This window comes from Actinosynnema sp. NPDC050436, assembly GCF_040655415.1.
Taxonomy (GTDB): domain Bacteria; phylum Actinomycetota; class Actinomycetes; order Mycobacteriales; family Pseudonocardiaceae; genus Actinosynnema.
Genome location: NZ_JBFAJV010000011.1, coordinates 64,570 through 80,171 on the forward strand (window position 1 = coordinate 64,570; position 15,602 = coordinate 80,171).

Annotated in this window: 17 protein-coding genes; 11 read left to right on the plus strand and 6 right to left on the minus strand. The window is 73.3% G+C overall.

The annotated features are described in order from the left end of the window. Positions 1-100: 100 nt before the first annotated feature. Both AB0I60_RS25175 and AB0I60_RS25180 read right to left on the minus strand, forming a co-directional pair. Positions 101-610, minus strand: coding sequence for a DUF2165 domain-containing protein (locus AB0I60_RS25175; RefSeq protein ID WP_360733496.1), 510 nt, complete (start codon positions 608-610; stop codon positions 101-103). 79 nt (positions 611-689) lie between these two features. Then, positions 690-4,772: a WD40 repeat domain-containing protein gene (locus AB0I60_RS25180; RefSeq protein ID WP_360733498.1), complete on the minus strand. Its 4,083-nt coding sequence runs from the start codon at positions 4,770-4,772 to the stop codon at positions 690-692. A gap of 293 nt (positions 4,773-5,065) precedes the next feature. On the opposite strand from AB0I60_RS25180, the gene AB0I60_RS25185 reads away from it, so the two are divergent. From AB0I60_RS25185 to AB0I60_RS25195, 3 genes are all read left to right on the plus strand, one after another. Then, positions 5,066-5,281, plus strand: a complete 216-nt coding sequence (locus AB0I60_RS25185) for a hypothetical protein (RefSeq protein ID WP_360733499.1) — start codon at positions 5,066-5,068, stop codon at positions 5,279-5,281. Positions 5,282-5,349: 68 nt separating this feature from the next. Next, positions 5,350-6,807, plus strand: a complete 1,458-nt coding sequence (locus AB0I60_RS25190) for an AlkA N-terminal domain-containing protein (protein ID WP_360733501.1) — start codon at positions 5,350-5,352, stop codon at positions 6,805-6,807. 13 nt (positions 6,808-6,820) lie between these two features. After that, positions 6,821-7,369, plus strand: a complete 549-nt coding sequence (locus tag AB0I60_RS25195; protein WP_360733502.1) for a methylated-DNA--[protein]-cysteine S-methyltransferase — start codon at positions 6,821-6,823, stop codon at positions 7,367-7,369. On the opposite strand, the gene AB0I60_RS25200 is transcribed toward AB0I60_RS25195, so the two are convergent. Next, a complete protein-coding gene (locus tag AB0I60_RS25200; protein WP_360733504.1) occupies positions 7,327-8,040 on the minus strand; it encodes a DUF2306 domain-containing protein in 714 nt (237 codons plus the stop codon). The two genes, AB0I60_RS25195 and AB0I60_RS25200, sit on opposite strands and share 43 nt — an antisense overlap. 144 nt (positions 8,041-8,184) lie before the next feature. Between AB0I60_RS25200 and AB0I60_RS25205 the strand changes: the two genes are divergently transcribed. From AB0I60_RS25205 to AB0I60_RS25220, 4 genes are read left to right on the plus strand one after another with little or no spacing between them, the layout of a single operon-like run. After that, positions 8,185-8,772 (plus strand): helix-turn-helix domain-containing protein, encoded by a 588-nt coding sequence (locus AB0I60_RS25205; RefSeq protein WP_360733506.1) that lies wholly within the window; start codon positions 8,185-8,187, stop codon positions 8,770-8,772. Beyond that, on the plus strand, positions 8,772-9,488 hold the full coding sequence (locus AB0I60_RS25210; RefSeq protein ID WP_360733508.1) for an SRPBCC domain-containing protein: 717 nt from the start codon (positions 8,772-8,774) through the stop codon (positions 9,486-9,488). Before AB0I60_RS25205 ends, AB0I60_RS25210 begins: the two co-directional genes overlap by 1 nt. Beyond that, entirely contained in the window at positions 9,485-10,150 is a 666-nt protein-coding gene (locus AB0I60_RS25215; RefSeq protein ID WP_360733510.1) for a DUF998 domain-containing protein, read from the plus strand. The genes AB0I60_RS25210 and AB0I60_RS25215 overlap by 4 nt, the downstream gene beginning before the upstream one ends. A gap of 14 nt (positions 10,151-10,164) precedes the next feature. Further along, positions 10,165-10,959, plus strand: coding sequence for an alpha/beta hydrolase (locus AB0I60_RS25220; RefSeq protein ID WP_360733512.1), 795 nt, complete (start codon positions 10,165-10,167; stop codon positions 10,957-10,959). A gap of 181 nt (positions 10,960-11,140) precedes the next feature. Here AB0I60_RS25220 and AB0I60_RS25225 read toward each other — a convergent pair whose 3' ends face one another. Continuing rightward, positions 11,141-11,974, minus strand: a complete 834-nt coding sequence (locus AB0I60_RS25225; RefSeq protein WP_360733514.1) for an SAM-dependent methyltransferase — start codon at positions 11,972-11,974, stop codon at positions 11,141-11,143. Positions 11,975-12,195: 221 nt separating this feature from the next. On the opposite strand from AB0I60_RS25225, the gene AB0I60_RS25230 reads away from it, so the two are divergent. The 3 genes from AB0I60_RS25230 (at position 12,196) to AB0I60_RS25240 (ending at position 13,742) form a co-directional block, all read left to right on the plus strand. Beyond that, entirely contained in the window at positions 12,196-13,080 is an 885-nt protein-coding gene (locus AB0I60_RS25230) for a helix-turn-helix transcriptional regulator (protein WP_360733516.1), read from the plus strand. Between the two features lie 133 nt (positions 13,081-13,213). Continuing rightward, complete coding sequence (locus AB0I60_RS25235; RefSeq protein WP_360733517.1) at positions 13,214-13,453, plus strand: DUF397 domain-containing protein; 240 nt, start codon at positions 13,214-13,216, stop codon at positions 13,451-13,453. Further along, on the plus strand, positions 13,437-13,742 hold the full coding sequence (locus tag AB0I60_RS25240) for a hypothetical protein (RefSeq protein ID WP_360733518.1): 306 nt from the start codon (positions 13,437-13,439) through the stop codon (positions 13,740-13,742). The genes AB0I60_RS25235 and AB0I60_RS25240 overlap by 17 nt, the downstream gene beginning before the upstream one ends. A gap of 185 nt (positions 13,743-13,927) precedes the next feature. On the opposite strand, the gene AB0I60_RS25245 is transcribed toward AB0I60_RS25240, so the two are convergent. Next, positions 13,928-14,404, minus strand: coding sequence for a TetR/AcrR family transcriptional regulator C-terminal domain-containing protein (locus tag AB0I60_RS25245; protein ID WP_360733520.1), 477 nt, complete (start codon positions 14,402-14,404; stop codon positions 13,928-13,930). Between AB0I60_RS25245 and AB0I60_RS25250 the strand changes: the two genes are divergently transcribed. Then, on the plus strand, positions 14,403-14,855 hold the full coding sequence (locus tag AB0I60_RS25250; RefSeq protein ID WP_360733522.1) for a peroxiredoxin-like family protein: 453 nt from the start codon (positions 14,403-14,405) through the stop codon (positions 14,853-14,855). The two genes, AB0I60_RS25245 and AB0I60_RS25250, sit on opposite strands and share 2 nt — an antisense overlap. A gap of 238 nt (positions 14,856-15,093) precedes the next feature. On the opposite strand, the gene AB0I60_RS25255 is transcribed toward AB0I60_RS25250, so the two are convergent. Then, positions 15,094-15,465, minus strand: coding sequence for a hypothetical protein (locus tag AB0I60_RS25255; RefSeq protein ID WP_360733524.1), 372 nt, complete (start codon positions 15,463-15,465; stop codon positions 15,094-15,096). Positions 15,466-15,602: the final 137 nt, after the last annotated feature.

Genomic DNA, 15,602 nt, shown 5'->3' on the forward strand with positions numbered 1-15,602 from the left:
CCCAGGCCGGGATTCGCCCGCCGCACCGCCCCGCGCCGCACCGCCGCTTGCCACTCCGCCCCGCTGTGCGCCGCGTCGCGGATCGGCGGGTGCCCCGGTGTCAGGTCTCGGCGCGGACCGGTGCGTCCCTCGTGGACAGCCGGACCAGGACGAGCCCGAAAGCGGCGATCACGAAGTTCTGGAAGGCGGCGGACAGCCCGTTCCAGTCCTTCGACTGCCACATCAGGAACCACTCGCCGCCGATCACGATGAACCCGCCGCCGAACAGCAGCACCTGCATCACCCAGCCCGCCGTGGACAGCGGGCGGGCCGCCGGACGCCCGCGCAGCCACGCCACCAGCGCGGCCAGCAGCACGGCCGCCGTCACCGCCTCCCAGGCGATGATCAGCACGTACGCGACCGTGACGGCGGTCTGGTCGGTGATCGCGCGGTACGCGGTGTTCGGCGACCGGAAAGTCGTGTCCATGGCGAAGACGTGCTGCACGAACGCGCGGTTGGTCTCGTAGTCGGTGACGTTGCCCAGCACCACGAGCACCATGTAGACGCCGGTGATCGCGGTGAGCACCGCGACCACGGCCTGCGGGCTCCCCACCCGGCCGAGTAGACGCATGGGGTGAAACCTATCCACCGCCTCCCGGAAGTCCACGGGGGCGAGCGCCGGTTGAGACGGTCCGGGGCATCGGCCGCCGTCAACGGTTCGGGTCGCCTACGGGGCACACCGGTTCGTAGTCCAACTGCGGGAGGTGCTCGCGCCACCGGTCCTCCGGCAGCACGCCCTTGGTCTTGGCGCAGATCCGCTCGACCGCGCGCGACCGGTCCAGGTCCCACAGCCGGACGGTGCTGTCCAGGCCGGTCGAGGCGAGCACCGTCCCGCCCGGCGTGAACCGGACGTCCTGGAGCCCGGCGTCGTGGCCGGTCAGCGCCTGCCCGACCGGGCGCGGGCGGGACACGTCGGTCACGTCCCACAGCCGGATCGCCCGGTCGTCCCCGCCACTGGCCAGCTGCCGGCCGTCCGGGCTGAACGCGACCGTCACGGCCGCCTCCACGTGCCCGGTCAGCGGCCGGCCGATCGGCCGCACCCGGGACGGCGCGGACACGTCCCACAGCCGGACCGACTTGTCGTCGCCCGCCGTGGCCAGCACCCGGCCGTCCGGGCTGACCGCGCCCGCCCGCACCGCGCCCGCGTGCCCGGTCACCGGCTGGCCCAGCGGCTGCGCCGCCGCCGGGTCGGCCACGTTCCACAGCCGCAGCGTCTGGTCCGCGCTGCCGGTGACCAGCGACCGGCCGTCCGGCGTGAACACCGCGAAGTGCACGTACCCGCTGTGCCCGACCAGCGGCTCGCCCAGCGCCCGGGGCCGCTCCCGGTCGGAGACGTCCCACAGCTGCACCGACTCGTCGTCCGACCCGGTCACCAGCACCCTGCCGTCCGGGCTGAACGCCACCGGCGCGCTGTAGCGGGTGCGCAGGCCCAGCGGCGTCCCGAGCGGGCGCACCCGGCCGGGGTCGGACAGGTCCCACAGCCGGACCGCGTTGTCGCCGACGCTCGCCAGCGTCCGCCCGTCCGGGCTGATCGCCAGCCCCCACACGCCCGCGTCGTCGTCGTTCACCGCCGTCGCCGCGCTGTGCGGCTCGTGCGGGTCGGTCAGGTCCCAGACCCGGATGCCCCGGTCCCGGCTGCCGGAGACCATGCGCCGGCCGTCCGGGGTGAACACCGGGCCGGTGGTCCGCCCGGAGTGCCCGATCAGCACGGTCTTGGGCAGCGACCACAGCCGCACCGCCGGGTCCTGGCTGCCGGTGGCCAGGTGGTAGCCGTCCGGGCTGAACGCCACCGCGTAGATGGTGCCGTTGCGGCCGGTCAGCGGCCGGCCGATGACCAGCGGGTGGGCCGGGTCGGTCACGTTCCACAGCCGGGCCGTGCCGTCGCTGCTGCCGCTGGCCAGCACCCGCCCGTCCCGGTTGAACGCCACCGACCAGACCGGGCCGGTGTGGTCGGTCAGCGGCCGGCCCAGCGGTGTCGCGGCGGCCGGGTCGGTGACGTCCCACAGCCGGACGGTGCGGTCGTCGCTGCCGGTGGCCAGCACCCGGCCGTCCGGGCTGAACGCGACCGAGCGGACGATCCCGTCGTACCCGGCCAGCGGCGGGCCCAGCGGGCGGGGCCGGGTGCGGTCGCCGACGTCCCACAGCACCACGGTCCGGTCGTCGCCGCCGACCGCGAGCACCCGGCCGTCCGGGCTGAACGCCACCGAGCGCACCTGCCCGGAGTGCAGGCCCAGCGGTGCGCCCAGCGGCGTCGGCGCGGCCGGGTCGGCGACGTCCCACAGCTGGGCGGTGTGGTCCTCGTTGGCGGTGACCAGGGTCCTGCCGTCCGGCGCGAACGCGACCAGGTAGACCGTGCCGTGGTCGCCGACCAGCGGCTGGCCCAGGGCGCGCGGCCGGCCCGGGTCGGTGACGTCCCACAGCCGGACCGTGCCGTCGTCGCCGGCGGTGGCCAGGGTTCCGCCGTCCGGGCTGAACACCGCCGAGCTGACCCAGCTCCGGTGCCCGCGCAGCGGCGGGCCGAGCTGCTTGGGGTGGTCGCGGTCGCGCAGGTCCCACAGCCGCACGGTGGAGTCGTAGGACGCGGTGGCCAGGGTGTTGCCGTCCGAGGAGAACGACGTGAGGTAGACCGCGCCCTCGTGGCCGACGAGCTGCGTGGCCAGCGGGGTGCCCTGGGTGGACAGGACCCGGGTGTGCACCTCCTGGTCGTCCGGGCGCATCCGCTGCGCGACCAGGTCGAGCTGCGCGGACAGCGACGGGTCGGTCTCCTGGAGCCGGTCGGCCTCGGCCACGACCTGCCGGAACACCGCGTCGTCGCGCTGCCGCACGGCGAGCACCGCCGCCGTGACGGCGATGACGGCGAGCACCGCCACGACGACCACCGCGCTGCGCCTGCCCCACAGCGCGCGCCGGCGGTGCTGCGTCGACACCGCCAAGAAGTCCTGCGCGACCCCGGTCAGGCCGCCCGGACCGGCCGCGCCCGCCCAGTGCCGGGCGGTCTCCAGCCGCGCGCCCCGGTAGAGCAGGGACGCGTCGCGGTCCTGGTTGGCCCAGGTCGCGGAGTCCTCCTCCAGCCGCTGCCGCAGCAGCTGGCCCTCCCGGTCCTGGTCGATCCAGCTCCGCAGCCGGGGCCACGCCTGCAGCAGGGCCTCGTGGGTGATCTCCACCGAGCCCGCGTCCAGGGTGACCAGCCGGGCGCGGGCCAGGACCTCCAGCGCCTCCTCGCCGGCCGCCCGGTTCGCGGCCTGGTCCACCAGCTCGTGCCGGGTGGACCGGCGGCGGGTGTCCTGGGTGTCCTCGCCGACCCGGACCAGCCGCAGCAGCAGCGGGCGGGCGGCGGCCTGGGCGTCGGGGGCGAGGTCGGCCCACGCGCGCTCGGCGGTCGCCGCGACCGCGCCCTGGATGCCGCCCGCCGCGCGGTAGCCGGAGATGGTCAGCTTGCCGCCGGTGCGGCGCTGCCAGGTGGCCAGCAGGGCGTGCGAGAGCAGCGGCAGCGCGCCCGCGTCGTACGCGCCCTGGCCCGCCCGGCCCCGCGCGCGCCCGCTGCGCACGCCCAGGTCGCGCAGCATCAGCTCGATCAGGCCCGGTTCGAGCTGGAGGCCGGCGGCCTTGGCCGGGCGCGACACGGCTTCGCGCAGCTCGGCCGAGGTCATCGGGCCGAGCACCATCTGGCGCTCCTGGAGCGCGTCGGCCAGCTCCGGGAAGGCCAGGCAGCGGCTGTAGAAGTCGGCCCGCACGCCCAGCACGACCAGGGCGGGCGGCACGCCGCCGGGCAGCGCGGGCGTGCACGCCACGTGCAGGGCCTGCACGAACACCTGCACCAGGCCCTCGTCGCCGCAGAGCGTGAACGCCTCCTCGAACTGGTCCACCACGACCACCACGCGTTCGGCGCCGCACCGGGCGGCGTGGGCGGCGAAGGCGTCCCGGATCTGCTCCGCGAACCGCAGCACGCCCGGCGCGGTGTGCCCGAGCACCGTCGCGGGGCCGTCCGCCGAGACCTCCGGCGGGCCGTGGTCGGACATCGCCCGCAGCGCCTTCTCCAGCACCTCGGACAATTCCGGGACTTGTCGCACGAGTTCTTTCACCGGGTCCACCCCGGGCGTCACGACGATGGCCGGCCAATTCGCCGAACCGGGAATCTCCAGCGCGCCACCGCGAATGGCCGGGATCACCCCGGCGCGCACCAGCGACGATTTCCCGGCACCGGACGCGCCGACCAGCACGACCATTCCGCCGGTGTCGGCGGAATCGCCCATCCGGGAGACGAGGGCGGCCGTGCTGCGCTCCCGGCCGAAGAACCAGGAGGAGTCCTCGGCCTGGAACGCGGCCAGTCCCCGGTAGGGGCAGGCGCCGATCTCGTCGGAGCTGGGCGGCTCCTCGTCGTCGGGCGCCGTGGCCGGGCTGGACAGCGCCTCCTCCCACAGCTCGCGCCACGCCCCGAGGTCGTACAGGCCCGCCGCCGGCGGGTGCGGGCGCGTCTTGCGGGCCTCGCCGACGAGCACTTCGAGGACTACCGAGAGTGCCGAGAACCGGGCCGGCACGTTGCGGCCACGCCGCCAGTCGCTGACCCGCTGGGCGGTCACCCGGACCGGGCGGCCCCGCTCGTCGGTGCGCCGGGCCCGCCCGACCGACTCCGTCACCCGCTTCAGGGGAGGGTCGCCCGCCTCGGCGTAGAGCAGCGCGAACCGCTCCGCGAAAACGGCGCGGGGCCCCGACCCCTGACCAGAACCAGCCATCCGCGGCTGACCTCCTCGGGTCCGGTCTTCCGGACCGGAAAACCGGATGTGAGCGCGTGAACAGGTCGTTTGTGGACCGGTGAACCACCAGGGGATCCACCCTAACGACTTGCGATGACAAGCTGCCCGGGACGTTGCGCCGACGTCGTCGGGTTGGGCGGAGGGACCGGTCGGAGTGGTTTCGCCAACAACTGGCACCAGTGCCGCGACGGTGATCGCTGAGGGGTCCTGGGGGTCTTCTCAGCAGTGCGCCCCGAGCCGGCCGGGCCGGTGGTACGGCGCGGCGACCTGCCATGCCGGCCGCGCCTGACGACGGGGCGACCGACCGGGTTGCCGTCACGGACCGTGACGACCGGGGCCTCCCCGGCGAGACCCGGGTCTGCCCGATCCTGCGGACCGTGCTCGACGGGCACGGTCGGGATCGGGCAGAGGTGGAGCTGGTCCTGCCGGCCAGGCTCGCCGCGCCGGTGCACGCCCAGGCCGGGTCCGCACAACGCCGTGCGACCTGACCCGGCCGACCCCTCGATGTCGGATTCCCGCCGGCCGACGTGCCGGTGCAAGGGCGATGCTGGACGGCGTGCACGAAGACGCGGAACGGTGTGCGCGGGCTGTGCTGTCGAAAGACGCGCGGTTCGACGGGTGGTTCTTCACCGCTGTGCTGACCACCCGGATCTATTGCCGGCCGAGTTGCCCGGTTGCCCCGCCCAAGGTCGAGAACATGCGGTTCTACCCGAGTTCGGCGGCCGCGCAGCAAGCCGGGTTCCGGGCGTGCAAGCGGTGCCGCCCCGACGCGAGTCCCGGCTCCCCGCTGTGGGACCACCGCGCCGACTCCGTGGCCAAGGCCATGCGGATGATCGCGGACGGCGTGGTGGACCGGGAGGGCGTCCCGGGGCTCGCCGCCCGGCTCGGCTACAGCACCCGCCAGGTCGAGCGGCAACTGCTCGCCGAACTCGGCGCGGGACCCCTCGCGCTGGCCCGCGCGCAGCGGGCGCAGACCGCGCGGCTGCTCATCGAGACGACCACCCTGCCGATGGCCGAGGTCGCCCTCGCGGCCGGCTTCGCCAGCATCCGGGCGTTCAACGAGACCGTCCGCTCGGTGTTCGCCCTCTCGCCCACGCAGTTGCGGGCACGGCAGCGGGCCCGGGTGGACACGCCCGGCGTGCTGTCGCTGCGGCTGCCGTTCCGCGCCCCGCTGTGCCCGGACAACCTGTTCGGGCACCTCGCGGCGACCGCCGTGCCGGGCGTGGAGGAGTGGCGGGACGGGGCCTACCGGCGGACGCTGCGGCTGCCGCACGGGCACGCCGTGGCGACGCTGCGGCCCCGGCCCGACCACGTGGCGTGCCACCTGGCGCTGACCGACCTGCGCGACCTGTCGATCGCCATCGCCCGCTGCCGGCGGTTGCTCGACCTCGACGCCGACCCGGTCGCCGTGGACGAGCGGCTGCGCGCCGACCCGCAGCTGCGCCCCCTGGTCGACGGGCAGCCCGGCCGGCGGGTGCCCGGCACGGTCGACGCGGCGGAGTTCGCCGTGCGGGCGGTGCTGGGCCAGCAGGTGTCCACGGCGGCGGCGCGGACGCACGCGGGCCGGGTCGTCGCGGCGACCGGCACGCCGATCACCGACGTCGGCCTGACCCACCTGTTCCCCACGCCCGAGGAGCTGGTGTCGCTCGACCCGGCGGTGCTGGCCGTGCCCAAGGCGCGCAAGGTCGCGTTCGCGGCCCTGGTCGAGGCGCTGGCGTCCGGCGCGGTGGACCTCGGCGTCGGCGCGGACTGGGCGCGGGCGCGCGCCGGGCTGTCGGCGCTGCCGGGCTTCGGCCCGTGGACCGTCGAGGTGATCGCCATGCGCGCGCTGGGCGACCCGGACGCGTTCATCCCCGGCGACCTCGGCGTGCGGGCGGCGGCCCGCGCGCTGGGGATGCCGGACACACCGGGCGCGCTCGTCGCCCGTGCCCGGGCGTGGCGCCCCTGGCGGGCCTACGCCGTCCAGTACCTGTGGGCGACCGGGGACCACGCGGTCAACCGGTTGCCGGCGTGAGGGGGAGATCTCGGTGGTTGCGCACACGGTGGTCGACAGCCCGGTGGGGCCGTTGACGTTGGTCGCCCGGGACGGCGTGCTGTCCGGGCTCTACATGACCGACCAGAGGTACCGGCCCGGGGAGGAGACCTTCGGGGCGCGGGACGCGTCGCTGCTCGGCGACGTCGTGGCGCAGTTGGCGGAGTACTTCGCGGGCACGCGCACGGAGTTCGACGTGCCGCTGGACCTGGTGGGCACGCCGTTCCAGCGCTCGGTGTGGGCGGAGCTGCGCTCGATCCCGTTCGGTGCGACGGTGTCGTACGGCGAGCTGGCCAGGGCGCTGGGGCGGCCGACCGCCGCGCGGGCGGTCGGCCTGGCCAACGGGCACAACCCGATCAGCATCATCGTGCCGTGCCACCGGGTGGTCGGCTCCGGCGGCGACCTGACCGGCTACGGCGGCGGGATCGCCCGCAAGCGGCAGTTGCTGGACTTCGAGTCCGGGGCGTCGCCCCTCGACCTCGCGGTGCCGGCCGGCGCGGTTCACGCACCGACCCGGACCCGGTCCGGGGCGGCCACCGGCTGACGCCGCCGGGCCCGGCCCCGGTCGAGCCACCACTCGACGGCCAGGAACGGCAGCACCCAGCCCATCCACGCCGACGTGCCCGCGATGGCCTGCACGAGCGCCACCTCGCTGCCGCCGAAGGTGGTGTCGAGCTGGGCGGGCAGGGTGAGGCCGAGCCCCACCGCCCAGAACCGGTTGGTGATGATCGACAGGGTGAGCGCGGTGCTGCGCACCATCCACCGCCGGTGGTCGGCGTAGCGCTTCTGCCGCGCCATTCGGTACCCGGCGACGGTGGTGCCGAGCCAGAGCAGCCCCATCAAGACGTTGCCGACCTGGTTCACCGGCCCGAACGGGCTGACCGCGCCGACCGCGACGGCGAGCACCCCGCCGGGCAGGACGCCCCCGAACACGTAGACCCGGCCGGCGCGGAGGTGCCAGGCGGGGTGCGCCCGCCGCAGCCACGGCCAGATCTGGAGCACGCAGGTCAGGATCGCCACCGACCCGAAGACCACGTGCCCGACCAGGAACGGGTAGTGCCAGCCGTGGCCGACGGGCTCCGGCACGCGGCTCTGCGCGGGGTCGAGCGTGAGGTACCGGGGCAGCGAGAACGCGACGAACGCGAGCACCAGGACCGCCAGCGGCCCCACCCAGTGCCGCCGCCACCAACTCGTCTTGACCTGTGTGTCCACCATGCCGCCGACCCTGGCGAACGGGGCTGACAGTCGCCGCACCGAACCCTGACCGCCCAGCTCAGCCCGGTCGAGCATCCCGAGCCGACCACTACCGACAAATCGAGTTGTCTTGACAAATTGAGTTGTCGGTGCGAAGGTTCTCCCATGCTTGAAGTGGCGGTGATCGAGGACCCGGCTGCGGCCGAGGTCTCGCTGGACCCGGTGCGGGTCCGGCTGCTGGCCGAGCTGGTCGAGCCCAACTCGGCGACCACGCTGGCGGCCAAGGTGGGGCTGCCCCGGCAGAAGGTCAACTACCACCTGCGCACGCTGGAGCAGCACGGGCTGGTCGAGCTGGCCGAGGAGCGCCGCAAGGGCAACATGACCGAGCGGGTCATGCGGGCCACGGCCGCGTCCTACGTGATCTCGCCGCTCGCGCTGGCCGCCGTGCAGCCCGACCCCGAGCGGTCGCCGGACCGGCTGTCCGCGCGGTGGCTGCTCGCCCTGGCCGCGCGGCTGGTGCGCGACGTGGGCAACCTGCTCACCGGGTCGGCCAGGGCGGGCAAGAGGGTGGCGACCTTCGCCATCGACGGCGAGGTCCGGTTCGCCACCGCGCGCGACCGCGCGGCGTTCGCCGAGGAACTGGCCTCGGCGGTGACCGGGCTGGTCGCCAAGTACCACGACGAGGCGGCGGAGGGCGGGCGGTCGCACCGCGTCGTCGTCGCCGTCCACCCCAGCACCCCGAAGGAGCCCTGATGGGTCACGCGTACGAGAAGGCGAACGAGGTCGAGCTGGCGGGCATCACGCCCGAGCAGGTCTGGGAGGCCATCGCCACCGGGCCCGGGATCGACTCCTGGTTCATGGGCGACAACGAGGTGGAGCCGGGCGTCGCGGTCAAGGGCGCGTTCACCGGCTACCAGCCGACGCACGGCATCACCGCGTGGGAGCCGGGCAAGCACCTGGCCTACGGCGGCGAGGTGGAGCCGGACGGCCGGTTCATGGCCTACGAGTTCCTGGTCGAGGGCCGCGAGCAGGGCAGCACCGTGCTGCGCATGGTCGTCAGCGGCTTCCTGCCCGGCGACGACTGGCAGGACGAGTACGAGGCGATGACGGCCGGCGGCGCGATGTTCTGGCACACGCTGGTCGAGTACCTGGGGCACTTCGCGGGCCGCGCCGCCCGGCCGCTGACGGTGCTGGGGCCGCAGGTGTCGGACTGGCCGGCGCTGTGGGCGGCGCTGCACCGCGCGCTGGGCCTGGCGAAAGCGCCCGAGGCCGGTGACGCGGTCCAGGTCGACGGCATCGCGGGCGTCGTCTACTACACCAACGCGCAGACGATCGGCATCCGCACGCCGGACGCCATGTACCGGTTCTTCCAGGGTTACAACGGGTCGGTCTTCGCCATGCACCACGTCTTCGCCGACGACGGGCGCGACGAGCGCACGTGGTCCGCCTGGTTGGGCGGGCTGGCATGACCGCGCCGGACACCGGGGTCCGCCGGCGCACCGCGCCCGCTGCCGCGCCCCGCCGTGGACCCGGTACCGCGCTGCTGCTGGGCTGCGGCGCGGTGGCCGGCCCCCTCTACCTGGGGGCCGGGTTCGCCCAGGCGTTCACCCGGGACGGCTTCGACGTGCGGCGGCACCCGTTCAGCTTCCTGTCGCTGGGCGAGGGCGGTTGGGTGCAGGTCGCCAACTTCGTGGTGACCGGCCTGCTGTTCCTGGCCATGGCGGTCGGTGTGCGGCGGGCGATCGGGGGGCAGCGCGGCGGCACGTGGGGGCCGGTGCTGCTCGGCGTCTTCGCGGTCGGCATGGTCGGCGGCGGGGTGTTCGTGGCCGACCCGGCGTTCGGGTTCCCGGTCGGTGCCCCGGAGGGGCAGCCGGAAACCCTGTCGTGGCACGGGACCCTGCACGGCGTGGCGTTCTTCACGGCGTTCCCCGCGCTGATCGCGGCGTGCTTCGTGTTCGCCCGGCGGTTCCGGGGCGGGTGGTCGTGGTACTGCGCGGCGACGGGCGTGATCTCGTTGCTGCCCATGGCTTTCATGGGGTCCGAGTGGGGAACCGTGCTGCTCTACGCGGTAGCAGTGGTGAGCTGGTCGTGGGTGTCCGCCGTCGCGCTGAAGCTGCGCGCCGAGATCTGAGGGAGAGCACGGGAATGGGTCACGTCACGTCGGCGGACGGCACCAGGATCGCTTACAGCACCACCGGTTCGGGGCCGGCGCTGATCGTCGTGGACGGCGCGCTGTGCTACCGGGAGTTCGGGCCCGCCGCGCAGTTGGCCGAGGCGCTCGCGCCGCACTTCACCGTCTACACCTACGACCGGCGGGGTCGCGGGGAGAGCGGCAGCACCGGGCCGTACGCCGTGGCGCGGGAGGTCGAGGACATCGCCGCGCTGATCGGGGCGGCGGGCGGTCGGGCGCACCTGTTCGGCATGTCGTCGGGTGGCGCGCTGGTCGCCGAGGCGGTGCACCGGGGCGTCGCGGCGCGGCGGTTCGCCGTCTACGAGTCGCCGATGATCGTGGACGGCACGCGGGACCCGCTGCCGGCCGACTTCCGGGAGCGGACGAGCCGCGCGGTCGCGGACGGCCGGCCCGGCGACGCGGTGAAGATGTTCATGAAGTTCGTCGGCACGCCGGGCCTGTTCGTCGCGCTGATGCGGTTCCTGCCGATGTGGAAGAAGCTCAAGGCGGTGGCGCACACGCTGCCGAACGACCTGGCGGTGGTCGGCGACCTCCAGCGCGGTGTCGCGCCGGCCGCCGACCGGTGGTCCGGGGCGACCGCGCCCGGTCTGGTCATCGCGGGCGGCAAGAGCCCGGAGTGGCTGCGCAACGCCCAGTCCCTGCTGGCGTCCGCGCTGCCGGACGGCGAGCTGAAGGTGCTCGACGGCCAGACGCACATGGTGAAGGCCGACGTCACCGCACCGGTCCTGGTCGACTTCCTCAACCGCTGACCCCGGAGACCGCCGACCTCCGGGAACTGCGGACCTCCGGACCCTGGGCGCTGCCGCGACGCGGTGGCGCCCACGGTCGTGTCCACAGTGGACCGTGCTGTGCCGCCGGGGTGGCGGAAGCGCCGTGCCATCCGCACATGGCACGACGCTCGACGCGGAGTGGCCACCCCTCGTGGCGGCGCTACGGCTTGCGGGCGACCGCTCCCGCGATGCAGTGCGACACCGCGTCGAGCTTGCGCAGGCGAGGGCCGTCCGGCCACCAGTCCGCGCAGATCACCAGACCGGGGTCGACCATCTCCAGGCCCTCGAACAGGCCGAGCAGCTCGGAGCGGGTGGCGAACCTGCCCGAACCCATGGGGGAGTGCAGGAACGTCTCCTCCATCCGGCGCGCGATCGCCGAGTGCTCCTCGGTCTCCGGGTCGAGGAAGTGGCTGATCGCCACGTACGAGCCGGACGGCAGCGCCTCGACGTACTCGGCCATGATCTCGGCCGTGGTCGGGGACGTGCCGTTGTAGTGGTGCAGGGTGCCGAGCTGGAACAGCGCGATCGGCTGGGTGAAGTCGATGTGCTTGCGCACCACCGGGTCCCGGAGGATCTCGCGCGGGTCGAAGATGTCGGCGGCGGAGAAGTGGGTCTGGTCGTTCTCCTCCAGCAGCGCGCGGCCGTGGGCCAGCACCACCGGGTCGTTGTCGACGTAGACCACCCGGGCGTCCGGCTGGATGCGTTGCGCCACTTGGTGGGTGTTCTCGGCGGTCGGCAGGCCCGAGCCGCAGTCCAGGAACTGGGTGATGCCGGTCTGGCTGGCCACGAACCGGGTGGCGCGGATGAGGAACGACCGGTTGTCCACCGCCAGCGTGGCGGCCTCCGGCGCGACCTGCTGGACGCGCCGCAACACTTCCCGGTCGATCTCGTAATTGTCCTTGCCGTTGAGGAAGGCGTCGTAGACCCTGGCGATGCTGGCCTTGCTGGTGTCGATGTAGACGGGGGCGGCGGTGTCCGAGGACGGTCCCGGCATTGGTGACCTCGCAGTGGGGATCGGAGGGCGGTGGACGTGCACCGCGTCACAGCCCACTCAGCGTAAGTGCTTGGGCTCATCGCGTGAGTGGGCGGTGTGCGGCGGACGGAGGAAGATCAGCGGTGTACGTTCAGTGACGATGCGATTTCGTGCCATCCAGGCGCAACCGCTGTTCGGGTGGACGGGCTTCGCACGAGTGAGGACGATCGGGAGGATCAGCGATGGCCACTGGTGACCCCGAGGGTTCGGCCGCCGAGCGGGAGAGCGGCCCCACCGCACTGCGCATCGTGCTCGGCTCGCAACTGCGCAGGTTGCGCGAGGGTGCGGAGATCAGCCGCGCGGACGCGGGCTACGCGATCCGGGGCTCCGAGTCGAAGATCAGCCGGATGGAGCTGGGCCGGGTCGGGCTCAAGGAGCGCGACGTCTCCGACCTGCTGACCATGTACGGCATGACCGACGCGGACGCGCGGGACAAGTTCCTGGCGATGGTCCGCCGGTCCAACGCGCCCGGCTGGTGGCACCGGTACACCGACCTGATGCCCGACTGGTTCCAGGACTACGTGGGCCTGGAGGAGGCGGCGTCCCGCATCCTGACCTACGAGACGCAGTTCGTGCCGGGGTTGTTGCAGACCGAGGCGTACGCGATGGCCATCGCCAGCCACGGCAGACCGGAGCTGGCCGGTCCGCCGGTGAAGCGGCGGGTGTCGCTGCGGATGCAGCGCCAGCGGGTGATGACGCGGCCGGGTGCCCCGAAGCTGTGGGCGGTGATCGACGAGTCGGTGCTGCACCGCCCCATCGGCGGGCGCCAGGTGCTGCTCGACCAGATCGAGCACTTGCTCTCCGTGACCAAGGACGGGCCGATCACCCTGCAGATCGTGCCGTACCAGCTGAGCGGCTACGCGGCGGAGGGCCCGTTCACGATGCTCCGGTTCGGCGAGCCCGACCTGCCCGACATCGTCTACCTCGAACACCTGGCAGGCGCGCTCTACCTGGACAAACTCGAAGAGCTGGAGATCTACAGCCGCGTTTTCGACCGGTTGACCGTCGACGCGGAGACGCCGGACCGCAGCAGGCAGATGCTGATGAAGATCCGAGCGGACCTGTAGCGCTCCTCCGTCCGGGGGAGATTCGCTCTCTGCATCTGCACGTGCATTTACCCGTGCTTCACGGAGTGCTACGGTCCGTGCACAGCCAGATGCACGTGCAGATGCATCCCGTCGCGTGGGGTAGGTGATGTCGATGGCCTTCGAGGCCCGCAACGGCATGTCCGCGGCCGAGCTGCCGGACGTGACTTGGCGCAAGAGCGCGCGCAGTGGCGCATATGGCAACTGCGTCGAGGTGGCCGCGTTGGACAGCGGCGAGATCGCGGTGCGCAACTCCCGGTTCCCGGACGGTCCGGCCCTGGTCTACACGAGGGCGGAGATCGCGGCTTTCCTGGCCGGTGCCAGGGACGGGGAGTTCGATGACCTCGCCGGCTGACGCCGCGGTGCGCACCACGTTCCAACTGCGCCAACTGATCGAGCGCGGTTTCCAGTTCCTGCACCCCCGCGATGCCCGGGGTGAGCTCGCGGCGGTGGTCGGCGTCCGCGCGCACGACGCGGTGATCGACGTCGTGCGCCTGCACACCGAGGACGACGCGGTGGCGATGCGGATGCCCGCCGACGAGATGAACGTGTTGTCCCCCACCAGATTTTCCTGGCGGCGGCGTGGGCCGGCGACGAGCGTGCTGGACGAGCTGCTCGAACTGCCCGACGACCGGATCGCCTGACCGAACGGCCCGTTCCGCCCCGGAACGGGATGAGGGGCGGCACGTGTCCCTCGCCGACGAACCTGACCTGGAGACGCAGCGGGAACCGGCTCCGCGCCCGTTGTCCGGTTCCGTGACGCTCGAAGCGGAACTCCGTGTTCGTCGCCTCTGGCGCGAAGGTCGGCCGCACCCGACCTTCGCGCCGGCTAACCCGGGTCGAGGCCCCTCAGCACCACGTCCAGCCCCCGGTCGAACCCGTCCCGCACGCCGTGCGCCGCCGAGGCGGTCTCCGCGAGCAGCGGGAACTCCCCCTGTCCCGCCATGGCGGCGGTCCCGGGCCCGGACAGCGGCCCGAGGTGGTCGAGCTGCACCGCGCCGATCAGGTAGCTCAGCAGCGAGCGCAGCGCCACCACTCGTCGTTCGCCTTGGAAACCGTTGCGCGCCAGCACTTCCAGCACGGCTTCGGACCAGCGCAGCAGCGCGGGCGAGCGGTGCCGGTGGGTCATCGTCAGCTCCACGGCGTTGGGGTGCGCGGCGACCGCGTCCCGCACGCGGTGCACCAGCGCGGTGACCTGGCCCTGCCACGTCGTGCGCGGCGGCCGTACGTCCACAGTGGACAGTATGTGGTCGACGACGAGCGCTTCCAGCCCGGCCTTGTCCGGCACGTACCGGTAGAGCGACATGGTGCCGCAGTTCCGCCGCTTCGCGGGCTGTACGGTGTGCAACCTGCACCTGCGGTCGATCGCGCGGCGGCACGCGGAGATCGGGGCGCGCGGCATCCGCGAGGTCGTGGTGTTCCACTCGTCGGCGCAGGAGCTGCGACCGCACGTCACGGATTTGCCCTTCGCGGTGGTCGGCGACCCGGCCAAGGTGCTCTACGCGGAGTTCGGCGTGGAGTCCTCACCGCGCTCGGTGCTCGACCCGCGCGCGTGGTGGTCGATCGTCCGGGGGCTGGCGCGCGACCTCGGCCCGGTCCTGCCGGGTCGCCGGCCGCTGCCCCGGCCGACCGGGGGGCGGCTCGGGTTGCCCGCCGACTTCCTCATCGCCCCGGACGGCCGAGTGGTGGCCGAGAAGCGCGGCGAGCACGCCGACGACCAGTGGTCCGTGGACGAGCTGCTGCGCCTCGCCGGCTAGTTGTCCACAGGGCTGTCCACACCTGTGGATCGCTCGAACACCTGTTCGACCGCTGCTCTCGGCCCACTGCGGGTGGCCGCCGGGTGGATCATTCTCGAATTCCGCGCACCGCAAAGAGCCGGATCGTCGTGTCACGACTCCGGGTATTCTGATCGACCGATCACGTGATTCCGAAGATCGGTCCGGCGAAGGCGCGGGAGGCCCCGGACGCCCGGGCGTCCGGGGCGCTGCCGATTTCCTAGCGGCTGACCAGCAGGGTGTAGCCGGCGATGCCGAGCTGGCAGTAGTACGACGTCCAGGCACCATTGGCCTGGCCGTTGCTGCCGACCGTCGTGCACTCGGAGAGCGGCGCGGTCCACACGGGGGCGTTGGTCAGTGAACCGCTGGTCGGGTCGACCAGGGTGCTGTAGCCGGCGACGCCGCTCTTGCACTCGTAGCTGTCGAACACGCCGTTCGCCACGCCGGTGCTGCCGATCTGCGTGCAGGTCGCGTTGGAGCTGGTGTACAGGTAGACGGTGTTCGGGACGGCCTGCGCGACGCCGCCGCCGAGGGCGAGGGCGGCCGTGGCCACTGCGGCGGCGGTGGTCAGGACACGGGCGGTCTTCGTCATGTCAGTTCTCCCCAGAATGTCTGATTCGACCGTATCGGTGCCTTCAGGGCGGCACCGGGAACGACGTTAACAGGCGCTTACCGGGGCTCTGCCGATAATTCTTCTCGACTGTGAAGAAAGTGCTTCGGAATTGATTG